Origin of the sequence: Streptomyces sp. NPDC005494 (assembly GCF_042872025.1) — a bacterium.
Classification (GTDB): domain Bacteria; phylum Actinomycetota; class Actinomycetes; order Streptomycetales; family Streptomycetaceae; genus Streptomyces.
Map to the genome: position 1 here is coordinate 239,634 of NZ_JBIAJR010000011.1, position 18,032 is coordinate 257,665.

At 69.8% G+C, this 18,032-nt stretch carries 16 protein-coding genes and 1 pseudogene; 10 read left to right on the forward strand and 7 right to left on the reverse strand.

Annotation, left to right across the window (positions count from 1 at the left end; translation table 11 throughout):
* The first annotated feature begins 704 nt into the window (after positions 1–704).
* From ACFYQ6_RS29225 to ACFYQ6_RS29255, 7 genes are all read left to right on the forward strand, one after another.
* Entirely contained in the window at positions 705–1,913 is a 1,209-nt protein-coding gene (locus tag ACFYQ6_RS29225; RefSeq protein ID WP_388765785.1) for an ATP-binding protein, read from the forward strand.
* Entirely contained in the window at positions 1,910–2,752 is an 843-nt protein-coding gene (locus ACFYQ6_RS29230; RefSeq protein WP_361585667.1) for a roadblock/LC7 domain-containing protein, read from the forward strand. The genes ACFYQ6_RS29225 and ACFYQ6_RS29230 overlap by 4 nt, the downstream gene beginning before the upstream one ends.
* Positions 2,745–3,137, forward strand: a complete 393-nt coding sequence (locus ACFYQ6_RS29235; protein ID WP_361585669.1) for a DUF742 domain-containing protein — start codon at positions 2,745–2,747, stop codon at positions 3,135–3,137. Before ACFYQ6_RS29230 ends, ACFYQ6_RS29235 begins: the two co-directional genes overlap by 8 nt.
* A 4-nt stretch (positions 3,138–3,141) precedes the next feature.
* On the forward strand, positions 3,142–3,702 hold the full coding sequence (locus ACFYQ6_RS29240; protein WP_145807330.1) for an ATP/GTP-binding protein: 561 nt from the start codon (positions 3,142–3,144) through the stop codon (positions 3,700–3,702).
* A 10-nt stretch (positions 3,703–3,712) separates the two neighbouring features.
* On the forward strand, positions 3,713–5,092 hold the full coding sequence (locus tag ACFYQ6_RS29245) for a cytochrome P450 (RefSeq protein ID WP_361585673.1): 1,380 nt from the start codon (positions 3,713–3,715) through the stop codon (positions 5,090–5,092).
* 104 nt (positions 5,093–5,196) lie between these two features.
* On the forward strand, positions 5,197–6,444 hold the full coding sequence (locus ACFYQ6_RS29250; RefSeq protein ID WP_388765788.1) for a cytochrome P450: 1,248 nt from the start codon (positions 5,197–5,199) through the stop codon (positions 6,442–6,444).
* A complete protein-coding gene (locus ACFYQ6_RS29255; protein ID WP_361585680.1) occupies positions 6,441–7,238 on the forward strand; it encodes an enoyl-CoA hydratase/isomerase family protein in 798 nt (265 codons plus the stop codon). Before ACFYQ6_RS29250 ends, ACFYQ6_RS29255 begins: the two co-directional genes overlap by 4 nt.
* Before the next feature lie 420 nt (positions 7,239–7,658).
* Here ACFYQ6_RS29255 and ACFYQ6_RS29260 read toward each other — a convergent pair whose 3' ends face one another.
* The 5 genes from ACFYQ6_RS29260 to ACFYQ6_RS29280 form a co-directional block, all read right to left on the reverse strand.
* Positions 7,659–9,185: a serine/threonine-protein kinase gene (locus ACFYQ6_RS29260; RefSeq protein ID WP_388765791.1), complete on the reverse strand. Its 1,527-nt coding sequence runs from the start codon at positions 9,183–9,185 to the stop codon at positions 7,659–7,661.
* 642 nt (positions 9,186–9,827) lie between these two features.
* Complete coding sequence (locus ACFYQ6_RS29265) at positions 9,828–10,499, reverse strand: MFS transporter (protein WP_361585685.1); 672 nt, start codon at positions 10,497–10,499, stop codon at positions 9,828–9,830.
* Positions 10,500–10,549: 50 nt separating this feature from the next.
* Positions 10,550–10,972: an NAD(P)H-dependent oxidoreductase gene (locus tag ACFYQ6_RS29270; protein ID WP_361585714.1), complete on the reverse strand. Its 423-nt coding sequence runs from the start codon at positions 10,970–10,972 to the stop codon at positions 10,550–10,552.
* Positions 10,969–12,054: an LLM class flavin-dependent oxidoreductase gene (locus tag ACFYQ6_RS29275; RefSeq protein WP_361585688.1), complete on the reverse strand. Its 1,086-nt coding sequence runs from the start codon at positions 12,052–12,054 to the stop codon at positions 10,969–10,971. Before ACFYQ6_RS29275 ends, ACFYQ6_RS29270 begins: the two co-directional genes overlap by 4 nt.
* Before the next feature lie 117 nt (positions 12,055–12,171).
* The gene (locus tag ACFYQ6_RS29280) at positions 12,172–12,948 is read right to left on the reverse strand and encodes an MBL fold metallo-hydrolase (protein WP_361585691.1); all 777 of its coding nucleotides are present in this window, start codon (positions 12,946–12,948) and stop codon (positions 12,172–12,174) included.
* An 86-nt stretch (positions 12,949–13,034) separates the two neighbouring features.
* On the opposite strand from ACFYQ6_RS29280, the gene ACFYQ6_RS29285 reads away from it, so the two are divergent.
* From ACFYQ6_RS29285 to ACFYQ6_RS29295, 3 genes and pseudogenes are all read left to right on the forward strand, one after another.
* On the forward strand, positions 13,035–13,652 hold the full coding sequence (locus ACFYQ6_RS29285; RefSeq protein WP_361585694.1) for an ABATE domain-containing protein: 618 nt from the start codon (positions 13,035–13,037) through the stop codon (positions 13,650–13,652).
* Between the two features lie 248 nt (positions 13,653–13,900).
* Positions 13,901–14,167: pseudogene (locus tag ACFYQ6_RS29290) on the forward strand (MBL fold metallo-hydrolase); the annotation flags it as partial.
* A 691-nt stretch (positions 14,168–14,858) separates the two neighbouring features.
* A complete protein-coding gene (locus ACFYQ6_RS29295) occupies positions 14,859–15,749 on the forward strand; it encodes an LLM class F420-dependent oxidoreductase (protein ID WP_361585697.1) in 891 nt (296 codons plus the stop codon).
* A 23-nt stretch (positions 15,750–15,772) separates the two neighbouring features.
* On the opposite strand, the gene ACFYQ6_RS29300 is transcribed toward ACFYQ6_RS29295, so the two are convergent.
* Positions 15,773–16,690 carry a TIGR03619 family F420-dependent LLM class oxidoreductase gene (locus ACFYQ6_RS29300; protein ID WP_361585699.1) on the reverse strand — a complete coding sequence of 306 codons (918 nt, stop codon included), beginning with the start codon at positions 16,688–16,690 and terminating at the stop codon, positions 15,773–15,775.
* A gap of 220 nt (positions 16,691–16,910) precedes the next feature.
* A complete protein-coding gene (locus ACFYQ6_RS29305) occupies positions 16,911–17,759 on the reverse strand; it encodes a prephenate dehydratase (protein ID WP_361585701.1) in 849 nt (282 codons plus the stop codon).
* Between the last annotated feature and the right edge of the window lie 273 nt (positions 17,760–18,032).

Here is an 18,032-nt window from a genome sequence, read left to right on the forward strand (position 1 = left end):
GCTCCGGGAATCGTCCAAGGGGCGCCCCGCCCCGGACGGCACCCTGCGGCGGCGTACCGCTGCCCTCCACCGGACGGCACCCAGCGGCCGAGTACCGCTTCGGCTGTGTGCATGGCGGTCACGACGGTATCGAGGCCCCCGCCACCGGGCAGGGGACAGCTCTCAGAGCTTCCGGGCAGGCGCCACCGCACGGCGTACGGCCTGTCGCGCGTTCGCCCGGTCGGAGTGTCATGCACAGGTAACTGATGGGTGAACGCGCATGACGCGTCGGTGAAGACCGGAAGAACTTCGGCGCCGGTGCGGGAGACACCCCGCACGGAGTCGCACGTCCGGCCGGGGGTCCGGTTGACGGTGCCTCAGATCGATGTGAGAGATTGTCACTCCTCTTGTGAAGGACCCGTTGACGTATCCGCTGCGAGTGGGGTCGAGGGGTGACCGCGGTCGAGGCGAAAGGGCTAGTCAACCTGACGTGACAGAGGCCGCGTTGGCCGCCTGCGCGGCCATAGCGGGAGTCCTTCGAACGTAGATCCGGTGATAGCATCCCGGCATCTGTGATCTTGATCCACTTGACGCAGAAAATGATTTCCGATCGGCGGCCTGCTCTCCGCGTAACAGCAGGTGAACAGTGCCGAGCGGCCGTGCCGCGGGTCCTTCGCGAGGTGTATCCGCCGCCGTCCGCATGCCATGCGCCGGGAAAGGTTTCCATGAATCGAGACGCACTTGTCTGGTGTCTGGTTGCGCTGACGGTGATATCCGTTGTCGCAGTCGTGGCACTCGTCGCCCGCAACAGAGCCCTGGGGGCGAAGAAGCAGCAGAACGAGGCCGAGCTGAGGCGCCAGCTGCTCGCGGCGGACAGCCTGCTTCACGCATCGCGCGCAGAGCTGCAGCAGTTCCGGAACGAACAGGACAACACGCTCCGCGAGGCGAAGGAAGCCGCCGAGGAGAACACCAAGGCCGTCCTCAAGGGTGCGGCCAGCTTCCTGCAGAGTCTGGCCGCCGAACAGACGACCCTCCTGGACGGCATCCAGCGCAAGTACGGCAACCACGCCGTCCTGAGCGAACTGCTGGACGTCAACCACGCCAATGCCCAGATGGCGCGCAAGGCGCAGGGCATCGCCGTGATGTGCGGTGCGCCTCTCGGCCGCCGCAACAGGCCCGCGAGCGTCTACGACGTGGTGCGCAGCGCCCAGGGCCAGATCCGTAACTTCCACCGGGTCGCCATCATGCAGCAGACCGGGCTGGCACTGAAGGCGTCCGCCGTGGCGCCGGTCGCGCTCGCCGTGGCGGAGCTGCTTGACAACGCTGCCAGCTTCTCCCAGCACGACGCACCGATCGAGGTGACGTTCCAGCGCGTGCAGAACAACCTGTGCATCGTCATCGACGACGCCGGCGTCAGCATGAACGACGAGGACCGGCAGCGGGCGACCGCGCTGCTCTCGGGCGAGGTCGCCCCCCGCCTGTCGCAGCTCGGGACCCAGCCGAAGTTCGGCTTCCCGGTCGTCGGGCTGATCGCGCGTCAGCACGGCTTCAAGGTGGATGTCACGGGAGTCTCCCGGTACGGCGGCGTCCGGGCCGTCGTCCTCTTGCCCGAGGAGCTGTGGACCATGGAGGAGATACCGCCCGCCCAGGAGGCCCCCGTCAGCAACATCAGGCGCTCGGCCGAGAGCCGTCCCCAGAGCTCCGAGAGCCGCCCCCAGAGCTCGACGTCGCGCACGATGCACGGGCTTCCCAAGCGAGGAGCGCGTCAGGCGCCCATCGCGAGCGTTCCCGACCCCGACGCGACCCCGCAGGCGACGCGGACACCGCAGGAGACGGGCCGGGCTTCCGGGCGCAGCCTGGGGGCCTTCCAGCGCGGCACGCTCTCCGGCCGCAACCTTGACGCCACCTCGCTCGAAGGGTCCGAAGACGCATGACCGCAGACCTGTCGTGGATGCTCGAGGACATCGTGCACAACGTGCCCCGTGCACGGCACGCCGTCCTGCTGTCCGCGGACGGCCTTCCCCGCGGGGCGACGGAGGGCCTGGCCGAGAAGGAAGTGCGTACCATCTCCGCCGCCATGGCCGGCATGCAGTCGCTCAGCCGCGCCACGGCCCACTTCGCCGGACCGGAGGAGGACCGGCAGTGGAACCAGACCATCATCGAGTTCTCCCACGGGTGGAGTTTTCTGATCGGGGCGGGGCAGGGCGCCTACCTCGCCGCCGCTGCCGCCCCCGATGTGGACATGCAGCAGATCTCCTTCCGTATGCACCGCCTCGTCGCCCGGCTGGGCAACAACCTCACCTCGCCTCCACGCGTGCGTTCCGAGGACGCCGGCGGTGCGCGGGGTACCTCGCCCCGGCGGCAGAGCGCGAGCGACGCGGGATTCGTCCTGGCCGAACTCGATGAAGTCATATCCGAGGTCAAGGGCGCGCGGCATGCCGTGCTGCTGGGGTCCGACGGCCTTCCTCGCGGGGCGACCAAGGGGATGAGCCGGGATCTCGCGGACACGATCTCCGCGGCCATGACCGGGATACACGCCTACAGCCGGGTCACCTCCCAGTTCGCGGGAGTCCTGGAGGACGCCGAGTGGCGTCAGACCGTCATCGAGTTCCAGCACGGCTGGATCTTCCTGATGGCCGCCGGCACCGGATCGTTCCTCGCCGCCGCGGCGGAGCACGACTGCGACATCGAGGAGTTCACCACGCGTCTGCACGAGGTGGTACCGAGACTGACCGCGTCCTCGACACGAGGGGAGGGCGCAGGCGATGCCTGACGGCCCCGAGCAGGATCCCGAGCTGGAACTGACGTCCCCGTTAGTCCCTCTTTTCGTGATCACGAACGGACGTGCGCTTCCTCCGGACCACGAGTACGAGCACACGACGCTCGTGACAGCGGCGGCGCAGGACGGGCCGGTCGTGGGGCGCACCCTGTCACCGGAAGCCGATCAGGTCATGGACCTGGTCGCCAACGGCTTCCTGTCCGTGGCCGAAGTCGCCGGGCACACGCACCTGCCCCTGGGCGTCGTCCGCATCCTGCTGGCGCAGTTGGAGGAGGACGGCCTCATCCTCGTGAGACGGCCGATCCCGCGCGCCGAACGTGTCGACAGAGAACTGGTCAGCGCCGTGCTCGAAGGCCTGAAGAATCGATTCGGAGCGTAAACGCGTGTACCTGGATCCAGACGTCTCCCACGCGGTGAAGATCCTCATAGTGGGGCACTTCGGGGTCGGCAAGACCACCTGCATCGGCAGTCTCTCGGAGATCGAGCCGCTGCGGACCGAGGAGGAGATCACCGAGGCCAGTGTCGGCTTCGATGACCTGTCGGGGGTCCCCGACAAGAAGACCACCACCGTGGCCATGGACTTCGGCCGTCTCACCCTCAGCGACTCGCTGGTCCTCTACCTCTTCGGAACGCCCGGGCAGGAGCGTTTCAAGGAGATGTGGGAGGAGCTCTCCCGGGGCGCCCTGGGCGCGCTCGTCCTCGTCGACCCGGAACGGCTGCACGAGTCCTTCCCCGTACTGGACCTGGTCGAGCGCTTCGGCCTGACGTACGCCATCGCCGTCAACCACTTCGAAGGCACCACGGACTACCCGCTCGACGAGGTGCGCGAGGCGCTGAACCTCACCGCGGAGACCCCCGTCGTGAAGTGCGACGTACGCGACGAGAGTTCCTCGGCGCAAGCCCTCATCACCCTCGTGAAACACCTCATGTCCCTACTCGGCTAGGAGCGCAGGAATGCAACAGCCACTTGATCCGCAGGAGATACCCCCCGGCTGCCCCGCGCACGGGAACGTCCAGCTCTACGGCCCCTCCTTCGGGGCCGACCCGGACGGCCACTACACGCAGCTGCGCGCGTTCGGCCTGAGCGCGCCCGTGGACATCGCCCCCGATGTCCAGGCCGAGCTCGTCACCAGCTACGACGCCGCGCTGTACGTACTGCAGAACCCGGCCTCCTTCGTGCGCGACTCGCGCCGCTGGAAGGCCCTGAACGAGGGGCGTGTCCCGGCCGACAGCCCCGCGCTGCCCATGATGGGTTACCGCCCCAACGCGCTCTTCAGCGACGGCGCGGCCCATGCCCGCCTGCGCCAGGCCGTCACCGACAGTCTCGCCACCGTCAACGAGCACCAGCTCATCAGGCAGACCCAGCAGTCCGCCAACTACCTGATCAGCCGGTTCAGCTCCGAGCCGCGCGGTCAGGCGGAGCTCATGGCCGAGTACGCCCAGCCGCTTCCGCTGCTGGTCTTCAGCGACCTGTTCGGCTGTCCGCCCGAGATCGGTGACCGGGTGATCGCCGGCATCAGCGGCATCTTCGAAGGGACGCCGGGAGCCGACGAGGTGCTGGGTGGGGCGCTCACCGAGCTGATCGCCCTCAAGCGGCGCCAGCCGGCGGCCGACCTGACGACCCGTCTGATGGAGCACCCCGCCCAGCTCAGCGACGAGGAGGTGCTGCACCAACTGGTCACCCTGCTCTCCGGCGGCACCGCACCGCTGACGGCGGCCATCGGCACCAGCAGCGCCCTGTACCTCGACGAGGACTGGCAGAGCGGCCTGCCCGTCGAGGACGCCGTGTCCCAGACCCTGTGGAACTACGCGCCGATCGCCAACTACGCGGCCCACTACCCGACCCACGACGTCGAGCTGGGCGGCCGGGTGATCCAGGCGAACGACCCGGTCCTGATCTCCTTCGCCGCGGCCAACACCGACCCGAAGCTGACCGAGCACCGCGAACAGCTCAGCGCCAAGGCTCACCTGGCGTTCGGGGCCGGCCCGCACGCCTGCCCGGCCAAGGACCCGGCGTTCATGATCGCGGTGACGGCCGTGGAGGCGCTCCTCAACCGGCTGCCCGACGTCGAGATGCGCGTCCCGTTCAAGGCGCTCACCTGGGCCCCCAGCCCGTGGAGCCGTTCACTGGTGACCCTGCCGATCCGCTTCACCCCGCGGACGGTTCCCTCGGCCGCCGAGTCCGCCTCCCCGCACGGGAGCCAGGGCTACCAGCAGCAGACCGGTGCCTCGGCACCGTCCACCGCCGGGCCGTCGCGCCCGGCACCGTCCGCCGCCCCCCAGCACAAGGGAGGCCTGTTCAGCCGCTTCCTGGCCTGGACACGGGGTGAGTGAGGCGAGAGTGATCTAAGTAACCTTCTGTGTACCCAGGGGTAGTGGATGCTTTAACGATCATGTGGGTATGCATGGCGGCTGGTTCTCAGAAAGGAGCCGCCACTATGGGGGTTACCACAACTCCGTCGTACGACCGTCGGGCGTCTGCCTCCCTCTTCTCCCGTCTCCGGACGGCAGGAGGGCAGGCCGACCCCTTCCCGATCTACGCCGAACTCCTCGCGAGAGGCGAGGTCGTACCCGCTCCTTGGGGCGGCTCGGTCGTCACCGGTTTCGCCGCCTGCGACCAGGTACTGCGCAACCGTGACTGGCTGGAGCCCGACAAGCGTTGGCGAGAGCGCCAAGGGGCGGGTACGCGGTGGAACGCACCGTCCTCACGCGAGATGAGCAACACCCTCGCCGCCCTCAACCCGCCCGACCACACCAGGGTGCGGCGCGCGGCGGGCACGTTCGACCGGGCCACCGTGGAGCGGATCGGCAGGAGTGTCAGCAAGACCGCGGATCGGCTTCTCGACTCCTTCACGGAGCGAATACGCACCGGCGAGGCGGACTTCGCGGCCCTGGTCTGCGAGGAACTGCCGGTTGCCACCATCGGAGACTGGCTCGGGCTGCCCCAGGCGGACTGGCCCCGGCTGCGTCAGCTGACCCACGATCAGGTGTTCACCCAGGAGCTGCTCCCCTCGGCCAGCCAGCTCGCCCTGTCCGACGCCGCCACGGCCGAACTCCGCACCTACTTCATGGACCTCGTCCGCCACCGCCGCTCGCACCCCGGCGACGACCCCGTCACCGGGTGGATCCGGACCTGGGACGCGATGGAGACCGACCAGGACAAGGCTGACGAAGGGGTCTACTTCCTCGTCCTGTTCGTCCTGCTGGCCGCCCTGGAGACCACCGCGACCCTCCTGTCGACGATGACGCTCCGGCTCGTCGAGAGCCCCGAACGCTGGGACCAGGTCGCCGACAACCCCGGTCTCGTGGCCGGATTCGTCGAGGAGACCCTGCGCTACGACCCGCCCACCCACGTCATCAGCCGGGTGGCTTCCAAGGACCTGGTACTCGGCGGGCACGAGGTCCGCCGTGACGAGATGGTGCACCTCATGGTCGGCGCGGCACACCGGGACCCGGCACGGCACGTCGATCCCGACCGCTTCGACCCCGAGCGTTCCCCCGGCCACCTCGCCTTCAGCGGAGGCATCCACTACTGCCTCGGCGCTCCGCTGGCCCGTCTGGAGGCGCAGACCCTCCTCCGTCAGCTGATCCGCCGTGTTCCCCGTCTGGCCCTCGTACGCCCCCCGTCGATGGCGCCCCGCGTGGCGTTCCGGCGCCTGCTGAACCTGGATGTAGCCCTCGCATGACCGAACCGAGCCACACCCGCGTCCCCGCCCGCACGAACACCCGCCCCTCCCCCAAGGCGATACTCGTCGAGCAGGACGGACCCGTACTCCATGTCCGCCTCAACCCCTGGGAGGGCGCGGACACGCTCGACGCCGCCGTCCTCGACGACCTGGCCGCGCTCCTCGACGACCTGCACGAGAGACCGGACGTCCGCGTCCTGACCTTGTCCTCACAGGGTGAGGACTTCTGTCTGGGCGCCGACCGCGGTGAATACCAGGAGGCCCTGGCCGCCGATCCGACCGGCGCGAGCCTGCGACGCATCGCGGACAGGGCCCACCGGCTGTGCCAGGCCCTGGAGAACACGCACGTGGTCACCATCGCCCGTCTGCACGGGCGCGTCATCGGCGCGGGGCTCGCGCTCGCCTCCTTCTGCGACCTCCGCGCAGGCGCGGACACCAGTCGCTTCCGCATGCCGGAGGTCGGCATAGGTCTGCCGCCCGCCTGGGGCGGCGCGATGGGCCGCCTGGTCTCCGAAGCCGGCGCCGCGAGGATCCGCGAGCTCATGCTCACCTGCGACGTGTTCGACGCCGAGGCCGCGCAGCGCATCGGTCTTCTGCACCGGACCGCGCCACTGGACCGGCTCGACTCGGTCGTCGACGCCTGGACGAGACCCCTCGTCCGGCGCTCGCCGGAGGCCCTCGTCCTCACCAAACGCATGCTGGCCGGCTATGCCCGCGCCGACCGGACGGCGGACGTCTCCCTGCTCGACTCCCATCTCCTGACGGCCTCTCTGCAGCAGTACGCAAGGGGCTGATGACGCGAGAAACAGCACGACACACGGCATGAGCGTTCGAGGATCCCGGCCGTGGCCACCGTCAGGGTGACCTTGCCGCAGACCCTCGATCGCCGTGCCTCTCCTCGGCGCAGGGGCCCCTCAGCCGTCGCGTGGCTCGCCCACGTCGTTGCCTGCCTGCCCCGACGCCCAGCACCTCGGGCGTCCCCTCAATCCGGTCTCACCGCTGGCGTCCCGCCTCGTGGCTACCGGACAATCCGTCGCCGCGTCCGCTCAGACAGGCAGCAGCTTGTGGATTCTGGTGGTTCAGACAGCGGAACTGCGGTTGCGCACTCCCCCAGCTCTGCGGCGCCCACCCACCTGGCTAGCGCCTCAAAGATGCCCCCCCACCAGGCATGGTCACTCAAGGTAACGAAGCACTACCAGCCGCGTTCCTGGAGTTCAACGAGTGGAGGTTCGAAGGGCAGTCCGCTTGAGGACCTTGGGGTGCGGCTGGTAGACGCCAGGCGGGGCGAATGTACCGAGTGCTTGGTGTATTTCCGAGCATGAGGCGTTGCGCTCTGCCCGGTTGAGAGCCAGGAGGGTAAAGGTCGCCAAGGGTGGACGGGTGGCGATCTTCTTGGCCGGAAGACTGGTTATGTCAATTTCGCCCGGGTCGCGGAAGCGGCAGAAAAGAGTGACGGAGTACGGAGCCGAGCCGACCGAGACCAGGACGCGTTCGAACTCGCGCCAGGGTAGCTCGGCGGTGTCATGGCCGCGCCGAAGGGCGACTCCATTGCGGCCGACGCTCAGTTCGGAGGCCTCCCGGAAGGGGCGACAGGCCGCCCAGAAGTAGACGGTGACGGGCACTGCGAAGGTGAGGTAAACGGCCAGGACGCCAACCCAGTTCGCAACCACGTCGATGCCCCGGGTGATGGCCACGCCCAGAGGTATCGTCCCGAGCACCGCCAACCACATCAAGGCGTCGAACAAGCGCCGCAACCGTATCTCCCGGAAGCGTGCCCCACCGCCGTCGACAAGCTCCAGCGGCGTATCGGCGTGAGCCTCCTCGGCGCCCGTCCTCGCCACGGTGTCCGGTCCTGCCCCGCCAGCCGCATCAACATTGCGCGTGTACGCGACCGTGGACAGCGGCGCGGGAACAGGCTCGGTCGTGTGTTCACCATCCGTGAGCAGGGCGACCAGTGCTCCTGGCGAAGGCCTGCGTGCCGGGTCCTTCGCCAGGCACAGCTCAATTGCGTGGCGCAGTTCGTATGGAACGGCTGACAGGTTCGGCTCTTCGCTGACGACCCGGTAGAGCAGAGCGACGGGTGTACCGGCACCGAAGGGCTCGGTGCCGGTGGCAGCGTACGCAAGGACCGCCCCGAGGGAGAAGACGTCGCTGGCCGTGCCGACCTTCGCGCCGGTGGCTTGCTCGGGCGACATGAAGCCGGGGGTGCCGATGACCACGCCTGTGTGGGTGAGGGCTGTGCTTGCGCCGGAGCCTTCCAGGGCCTTGGAGATGCCGAAATCGATGACGCGCGGGCCGGTATCCGATAGCAGAACGTTGGAGGGTTTCAGGTCGCGATGGACCAGGCCCAGCGTGTGGAGCGAGCCCAGTGCCTCGGCCAGTCCGACACCGAGATCACGTACCTCGGCCGCTGAGAACGGGCCGTCGTCGGCGATTCTGCGCTGCAGGGAGGGCCCGGGGATGTACTCGCTCGCGATCCACGGTTCGGGGGCGCCGGGGTCCGCTTCCACTACAGCTGCTGTCCAGAAACCTCCAACCCTCATCGCCAGCTCGGCCTCCCGCCGGAAGCGGGCTCGGAATCCGGGATCGTCAGCAATCTCGTCCCTGACCACCTTGACGGCAACCCTGCGACCCGAGGGAGACCTGCCGAGATAGACACGGCCCATTCCGCCACTGCCGAGTCTGCCGAGGAGCCTGTACGGGCCGACGCTCCGGGGATCGCTCGGTCCGAGTCCGTCCAAGGCCGCGCCCCTCCTCGCTCCGCTGAAGTCCGAGGATATTCATAGGCCTTCAGTTAGGAAAGGCCGACGTGCAATCGCGGCCACCCTTCAACTCGGCGAACCGGAAGTGTGAGCAGGGCCTCCGGCGGCAGGGCAACCAGGCTGCCGACGTCATCGGGCACGGTCCGAGCCGTGGACGGAACATGGTGCAGGCTAACGACGTCGTACGGGCCCAGCATCAGGCGATGACGTACTGGCAGCAGCAGTTGTCCGCTGAAGGGTTCACCACGGTCGTCTTCGCTCACCACCTGGACCGCCTCGAGCCGCTGAACCGGCTCTTGCCTTGTGTGCCCTGGTCGGGCCGCCTGGCTGCGGCCAGTCCACCTCGTTTCCCGCTGGCCGGACAACTGGCGTGTGTCTGGACCGATCCCGTGAGCTCGCCACGGACGACTTCACTGTCAGGTTCAGGTGCCGAGGCCGGGGCGGGTCCTGGCGCAGGCAGTCGGCCCTATGTGAAGGCTTGGCAGAACGCCCGCCATGTACGGCGGCTGTCAAACGATGGTGAACTCGGCTGGAGCCGACCGCTTATGAAATAACCTCGGTGTTCGCGTTGTCGTCTCTTCGAGTCAGCGGAAATCCTGGCCGCCGATCCGCGCCTGTGACCTACCCGGCAGATCCCAAGGCAGGCGCGGAGCTCTTACGGGCCGCGACGATCGCCGCAGGCGCTGCCACGGAGGCGAGGATGCCGGACAGAACGGCGAGGATCGGGTAGCTGGCGACGAGGATGCCGGAGGCCAGGCCGCCGAACGCGCCCGCGATGGCGATGGCGATGGCGACGGCGACCAGTCCCTGAGTCTTGGCGCGGGTGGCCAGGGGCGTGCTGTTGGTGACGATCGCGGTGCCGGTGACCAGGCCGAAGCTCCAGCCGAGACCGAGCAGGACAAGGGCGAGGGTGATCAGGGGGAAGGAGTGGCCGGGCGCGAGGGCGGCAACTACTCCCGCGGCAAGCAGCGTGCCGGCAGTGGCCACGCTCATCGCCGTGGCACCGAATCGGTCGACGAGGCGGCCCGCCAGGGGCGACGGCAGATACATGGAGCCAGTGTGCACGGCGATGACCAGGCCGGACGCGGCGGCGCCGAAGCCGTTGGCGTGCATGTGGATGGGGGTCATGGTCATCACAGCGACCATGACGAGCTGACTGAGGACCAGGACCACGACGCCGACGAGGAGTCCGGGCCTGGGCCGAGAGGAGTAATCCGCGGGTGCACCCTCAGCAGGGGTGGCGGGCAGAGTGCGGGCAAGCAGCAACGGGTCAGGGCGCAGCCATACGAGCAAGTTGAGTGCGGCCAGCGTGAACGCGACCGTGGAGAGGAGGAACAGGCCGGTCAGTTCGGGCAGTCGGAGGGCGGTCGCGAGGTGCCCGGCGGGGGTGGCGAGCAGCGGTCGAACGCATGCTGCGGCAGCAGGTCGAGGAAGGTCTTGAGCAGGCCGGAGTAGGCGGCCTTGTAGATGGGGGCGGCCACGACGAGGGCGTCGGCCTCGGCGACCAGGTTCACGGCGCGGGCGAGCGAGGTGTCGTGGGTGTCCGCGGAGAGCAGCGGTGCCGCGGGCAAGTCGCGCAGGGCGAGTACGTGGGAGCGGTGACCGCAACTCCGTAGGCCCGCGGCGGTGCGTTCGGCCAGCAGAGCGGTGCGGAGGTACGGGAGGGACTGCCGGACAGGGCGAGGACGGTGGCCACGGGAACTCCTGGAACTGCAGGGGCTCGGCGGTGAAGAGCGGTGGGCGCCGGGTCGCCCGTCCCGCGTCAGTGTGAGTGGCCAGGCATGCCGTAGGCATCGGCGATCAGCTCGGTGGAGCGCAGCCGGGCCTGGACGGAGTGGCCGACGCTGCCGATCATGAGCTCGTCGGCGCCGGAGTCCCGCTGGACCTGGTTCAGGTGCGCGGTGACCTGCTCGGGGGTGCCGTGCGGGACGTGTTTCAGCCAGCTGTCGACGGCCTGGCGTTCCTCAGCGTCGTAGGGGTGGGCGGCCACTTCTTCGGGGGACGGCAGCAGGTAGGACTTGCGCTGGAACATGCGGAGCATGGCGTGGGCAAGGGTGCCGGCCTGGCGGCGGGCCTCGCGTTCGTCGTCGGCGGCCGCGACAGTGAAGCTGACCAGTGCGTACGGCTCGGCCAGGGCCTCGGACGGGGTGAACCGCTCGCGGTACAGCCGCAGGGCGGCCACGACGTCGCGCGGGTTGAAGTGCGCGGCGAAGGCGAACGGCAGGCCGAGCCGGGCGGCGAGCTGCGCCGAGTAGCCGGACGAGCCGAGAAGCCACACCGGCAGGCGGCCGGTGGAGGGGGTGAGGCCGTTGAGCCGGTCCTGGGCGGGCCCGGGCACGGCGTAGACGCGGTCGGCGTAAGGGTGTTCGGCGGGAAAGTCGTCGCCGAGGAAGTGCAGTAGTTCGGTGACCTGCCGGGGGAAGTCCTCGGCGTCGCTCGCGCCGCGGCGCAGAGCGGCGGCGGTGGTGTGATCGGTGCCTGGCGCGCGGCCGAGGCCCAGGTCGATGCGGCCGGGGGCGAGGGCGTTGAGCATGCCGAACTGTTCGGCGACGACCAGTGGCGGGTGGTTGGGCAGCATGATCCCGCCGGCGCCGAGCCGCAGTCTGCTGGTCTCCGCGGTGAGGCGGGAGAGCAGGACGGGTGGGCTGGAGGTGGAGACGCCGGGCATGGCGTGGTGCTCGTTCATCCAGTAGCGGGTGAAGCCGCGCCGGTCGGCGAGCCGGGCGAGTTCGATGCTGCCGGCCAGCGCCTCGGTGGCGGTCTGGCCGGTGCCGGTCATGGCGGAGTCCAGTACGGACAGGGCGGCGGGGGCGGAGCCGTGGCGGGTGCCGCGGATGGGGTCGGTCATGGTCGTGCGGTCCTTCGGTTTCGAGGTGTGCGGCGCGTGGGGGCGCCGGCCGACAGCGGTGGCAGTTCCTGTCGGCCGGCGCCCGGCTGTCCGACGTACGCGTGCGACGCCGGTGGTTCAGCCGCGGACGCCGAAGTCGACGCGATCGGTGAGGCCCACGGCGGCAAAGGCGGCGACGAGCTCGTCGCGGCCCTCGGTGAAGTGGGCCCAGCTGTCGAAGTGGACGGGCACGATGCGGCGGGCGCCCAGGATGCGGGCGGCCTCGGCGGCCTGAGCGCTGTCGAGTGTGAGCAGCGCGCGGTCCAGGACGGGGGTGCGGACCGCGCCGGCGAACAGCACGGCGGTGTCCACCGCGCCGAATCGGTCGGCGATCTCCTGGACGAGGGAGAGCTGGGCGTTGTCGCCGCTGACGTAGACGGTGGGCAGGCCGTCACCGCTCAGGACGAATCCGACGACCTCACCGACGACGGGCTCGAGGTCCGCGCGTGCTCCGGGGCCATGCAGGGCCGGGACGCCGGTGACGGTGATCGTGCCGCCCCCGGGGCGCTCCAGCTCGATGGACTCCCAGTCCTTCAGGGGGCGGGCGGTGCCGCCCAGCCGATCCGCGCCACTGGGCGTGGTCAGGGTCAGGGGTACACCGGCGAGCAGGGCACGGCCCGAGGCGTCGAGGTTGTCGTCGTGCTCGTCGTGCGACAGCAGCACCACATCGATGCGGCCCAGGTCGGCGGGCGTGGCGGAGGCGGGCGCGGTCTTGGCCAGCCCCGAGGGGTAGGTGCCGGGGGCGTCGAAGGTCGGGTCGGTCAGGAACCGCAGCCCGCCGTACTCGATGAGCGCGGTCGGACCGCCGAAGACACGGACGGGGATCTGCTCGCTGGACGTGCCGGTTGTTGCCATGACGAAATCACCTCACGGATAGATGCGCTTACATCCGTGACTGTAGGCGGTTGTCACGGATGAAGGCAAGCTGTAGCGTGAGATGCGTGAGTGAGACCGATACCCCCACCGCCGTCGAAACTGCCGACCCCGGGCTGCCTCTGGCACCGGGCGCTGAGCGCTACCCCGCGCTCGACCTCGCCAACAGCGCCATCGCCCTGCCGGGCGGCCAGTTCCTCGACTCGTTGGGCACGCCTTCGGGCGCCAACCAGTGGTTGGTCGACCACGACCTGGCCCCTGCGGACGCCGGCTTGCAGGAGATCTGCGCGGCTCGCCTGCGTTCCCTGCGCGAACAGGTACGGGCCTTGCTCGCCGCCCAGGTCGGTGGTCACCCCGCCCCCGCCCCCGCGATGGCTGCCATCAACGACGCCCTCACCCGGGTCCCCACCGCTTCCCCGCTCGGCTGGGACGCGGTCCGCGGCATGCACCGCACCGCCCCGCACCCCATCGACCAGATCGTCGACCAAGCCCTGGGCATCCTCGCCGCCGATGCCGCCGACCTGCTCACCGGGCCCGACGCCGAACGGCTGACAGCCTGCCCCTCGTCCCCCTGCAACCGCTATCTGCTCCGTGCCGGGCGCCGCCACTGGTGTTCGGTCCGCTGCGGCGACCGCGCCCGCGCCGCCCGCGCCTACGCCCGCCGCACGCAAGGCACCGCCGACTGAGTTCGGCCGCCCGAGCCCCGCCGCCGGTTCACCGGACCCGCGCCGGGGCGCGGCTTCGCACACCATCGAGCCCTCGGCATGGACGGCACACCTCGCCCTCCATCCGGTCATTCCCCACGATCGACGAAAGACCATCACCTCTCATGAGTGCCACATTCACCCTGCTGACCACCGGCTAGGACAGCCTCGACGCACGCAATGCGGACCGCGACGGCCACGAGAAGCCGTGGCACGTCGCCTCGACCGTCGGTCTCCTGCGAGACGGCGACACGATCGTCGTCGTCGACCCCGGCATGGTCGAGGACCGCAAACTCATCCTGGACCCGCTCGCCGCCGCCGGAATCAGCCCCGGGCAAGTAACCGACGTGGTCTTCAGCCACCACCGCCCCGACCACACCCTCAACGCCGCCCTCTTCCCCCACGCGCGCGCCCACGACGTACGGGCCGCCTACGACAACCACCTCTGGTACGACCGGCCGCCGACGGATACCAGCTCTCCCCCTCGATCCGCCTGATCGAAACACCCGGCCACACCCCCCCAGGACACCTCCACCGTCGCGGAAACCGCCGAAGGCACCGTCGTCCTCACCCACGCCTGGTGGAGCGTCCACGGCCCCGCCGAAGATCCCACCTCCGACGACCACGAGGCCCTGCGCGCCACCCGCCGTAAGGTCCTCGCCCTCAAGCCCGCCCTGATCGTCCCCGGACACGGAGCCCCCTTCGTCCCCGACGAGAACACCCCCATCTGAAACAGAGAAATCAGCCGCAAATCGGCTTCGCAGGTCGTCATCCGGTGCTCGCTGGCGGTACGCCTGCTGGTTCTGGCCACGGCATCGGACGATCACTCCAGGCCAGGCTGTGTCATTCACGTTGCCGGGGTGGCCTTGCTCGAGTCGGGAGCACGCGGATCGTCGTGCCGGGTCGGCCCGGTCCACGGAGTTGCTGATTCACCGGTTGTGCGAGGTGCAGGGCCCCGACGAGGGCGTCGACGTCGGCTTTCAGTTGCTGGATCTCGGCGGCGTCCGAGGCACGTAGCTCCGGCCGGCACCTCGCCCGCGCCGGCGGCCTGCCGGGCCCTCTGGCCCGCGTCGCCCCGTCCTCGGCGGGCGCCGGGAACGGGCGTGCCCGATGCCAGGCGCGTGTGGCCCGTTCGGGGGATTTCCGTTCGCCCGGGAATAGCGGGCACCAGGCGCTGTTGATCACACCATGACTTCTGAGAAGCGCAAGGCATTCGGACGGGTCGGTATCTGGAGCAGCGCCCTGCACTGGTCACGGGCGGACGAGGCGGGCAGGAAGGCGATCGCGGAGGCGGCTGCCGAGCTCGAGGAGCTGAAGTACGGCGCTCTCTGGATCGGGGGCAGCCCCTCGCCCGACGACGCCGCGGCGCTGGTCGCCGCCACCCGCACGGTGACGGTCGCCACCGGCATCCTGAGCATCTGGGACCACACCGCCGAGGAGGTGACGGCAGCCTTCGCGGCCATCGAGTCCAGTGCGCGGGGCCGGTTCGTCCTGGGCCTCGGGGTCAGTCACGGCCCTATGGTGCCGCAGTACGCGAAGCCGTACAGCGCCATGGTGACCTATCTCGACGCGCTCGACGCCGCCGCACCGCCGGTGGATGCCGGGCGACGGGTTCTCGCGGCACTCGGCCCGAAGATGCTGAAGCTCGCGACCGACCGGGCGCTCGGAGCGCACCCGTATCTCGTCACCACCGAACACACGGCAGAGGCACGCGAGGCACTCGGTCCCGACGCCCTGCTCGCCCCGGAGTTGTCGGTGGTGCTCGACACGGATCTCGACCGGGCCCGGACGACCGCGAGGAACATGCTGTCGATGTACCTCCAGTTGCCGAACTACACCGACAACCTGCTGCGTCTGGGGTTCACGGAGAGCGACTTCGAGGATGGCGGCAGCGTGCGTCTCCTCGACGCCCTCTTCGCCCTGGGCGACGTCGATCGTGTGCGGGCCCGCGCACAGGCGTACTTCGACGCCGGCGCCGACCACGTCGCCCTCCAGGTCCTCACCGCCGAGGAGGGCGGCAACGGCCTGCCCCGCACCGAATGGCGGGCGCTGGCCGACGCGTTCGCCGACACGCAGTAGAGGGAAAGACAGGGCAGTTCACGTCACCCGGTTCGCACGCCCTCGATGAATCGGCCGGCCAGGTCGACGCGCTCGTCGATCGTGGCCGGTGTCTGCCCCAGGTCCAGGAAGAGTTCGTGGACGCCCGCGTCGGCCGCAGCGCGGGCGTAGTCGATGTACTGACCGATCGTGCCGGCCCGGGGAACCAGCGCCGGGTCCCCCTTCACGTCGGTCAGGGTGAGGTTGACCCGAAGCGCCATGCGTACGGCCGCGGCATCCCGCTCCGCCTCTTCGGCCTCTTTCACGACGACTGTCCACATGGCCCCGATGCGCGCCAGGGGCATCGCGCCGGGCAGCCAGCCGGCGAGCCGTCGGCCGATACGCCGCAGACCCTTCGGGGTGAACGCCGCCAGGAGGACGGGAGGCCCGGGCCGCTGGTGCGGCTTGAGGCCGACCACTGTCTCCGGGACGGTGAACAGCGGACCCGCGTGCGTGAACACGTCGTGGGTCCAGTACCCTTCGAGCACATCGAGCGTCTCGTCCAGCCGCTGCCCCCTGTTCTCCCAGGGCACGCCGACCGCGGTGTACTCGTCGGGCATCCAGCCGAATCCGAGTCCGACGTCCAGGCGTCCCTCGCTGACGACGTCGAGGGTGGTCAGCGAACGGGCCAGCAGCAGGGGCGGATGCCAGAGGCCGTTGAGCGTACTCGTCCCGAGCCGGACCCGGCGGGTGTGAGCCGCGGCGAGCGTCAGGGCCACGACCGGGTCCATGCAGTTCTCGTAGACCCGTGGCATGACACCGTCACCGCCGGGATACGGCACACCCGGCGTCCTCGGGGCGAGCACGTGGTCGCCGCTCCACAGGGAGTCGTAGCCCATCTCCTCTGCCGTACGGCTCACGGTGACGATGGCCTCCGCCCCGGCGTCCGGACCGAAGGTGGGTAGCGCCAGACCCAGTCGCATGTGTCTCCCTTCGTCCGCGGACACACGTGTGTCGGCACATGTGCGTCGGCACATGTGCATCACGCAGGATCGGGCCGATTCACGGCACCGTCCCGTGCACCACATGCACCTACCCACATTCGTGCACCAAGCAACTATGTGGCGCGCGACGCGGACCCGGGCCGGATAGCCAGGGCCCCGACCGCCCCCGCGCGACACGCGGGCCCTCCGGGTGAGGCCCTCAGGCGGCGACCACGCCGAGGCGGTGCGGGTGGGCCGGATACACGCCGAGGACGCGCACCTCGGAGGAGAAGAAGCGCAGCTCGTTGAGAGCGAGGTCGACCCGGGGATCGTCGGGGTGCCCCTCGATCTCGACGTAGAAGTGGCTCGCGTTCAGCCCGGCGCCCATCTGGTAGCTCTCGATCTTGGTGAGGTTCACGGCGCTGCTGGCGAACCCCCCGAGGGCCTTGTAGAGGGCGCTCGGGATGTTGCGCACGCTGAAGAACAGGCTCGTCATCGTGGGCTCACCCGTGTCCGGTGCGATGACGGCCTCGCGGGAGAGTACGACGAATCGCGTGGTGTTGTCCGGGTCGTCCTCGACGCCCGCCCGCAGCACGTCCAAGCCGTGCAGCTGCGCCGCCGCTGGCGGGGCGAGCGCCGCGTGCCGCGGATCGCCGAGTTCGGCGATCTCACGCGCCGCGCCGGCCGTGTCGTCGGTGACGAGGGTGCGCCAGCCGCCCGCACGCAGGACCTTGCGGCACTGTCCGAGGGCGTGCACGTGGCTGCGTACGCATTCCACGTCCTCAGGGGTCGAGCCGGGGACCCCCATGAGGTCGAAGCGAATGGCGAGGAAGTGCTCGGCGACGATGAAGAGCCCCGACTCGGGGAGCAGGTGGTGCACGTCCGCCACGCGCCCGGCGGCCGAGTTGTCGACCGGGATCACCGCGAGGTCAGCCGTTCCCAGCGTGACGGCGTCCAGCGCCTGCTCGAAACCGGTACAGGGCAGTTCAGTGCATTCTGGGTACAGGAACCGGGCGGCCGTCGCCGAATTCGAGCCGGGCTCGCCCTGATATGCGACGGTCGTCGTCACCGTGCTTCGCCTTCCACCGTGCTGATCGGGTCCTCAACGGCGGACGATCCACCGAAACCGCGTGCACTCCAGTATCGGGGGTGCGAGCCGGACCGGGTGCAGCAGGGTGGAAGTGGGGCAGGGCGTGGCGGCGGCGCGCGCCGCGGGGTTCGGGGCGCACGGCCCCTTCGCCCGCGGCTTCTTCCGGACATCCGCCCCCTGACCGCAGGTCCGGGCGCCGCCGCCCCGGCCGGGCCTGCGGACCTCCGAGGTTCCGCGCGCTGCGCGCCGAGG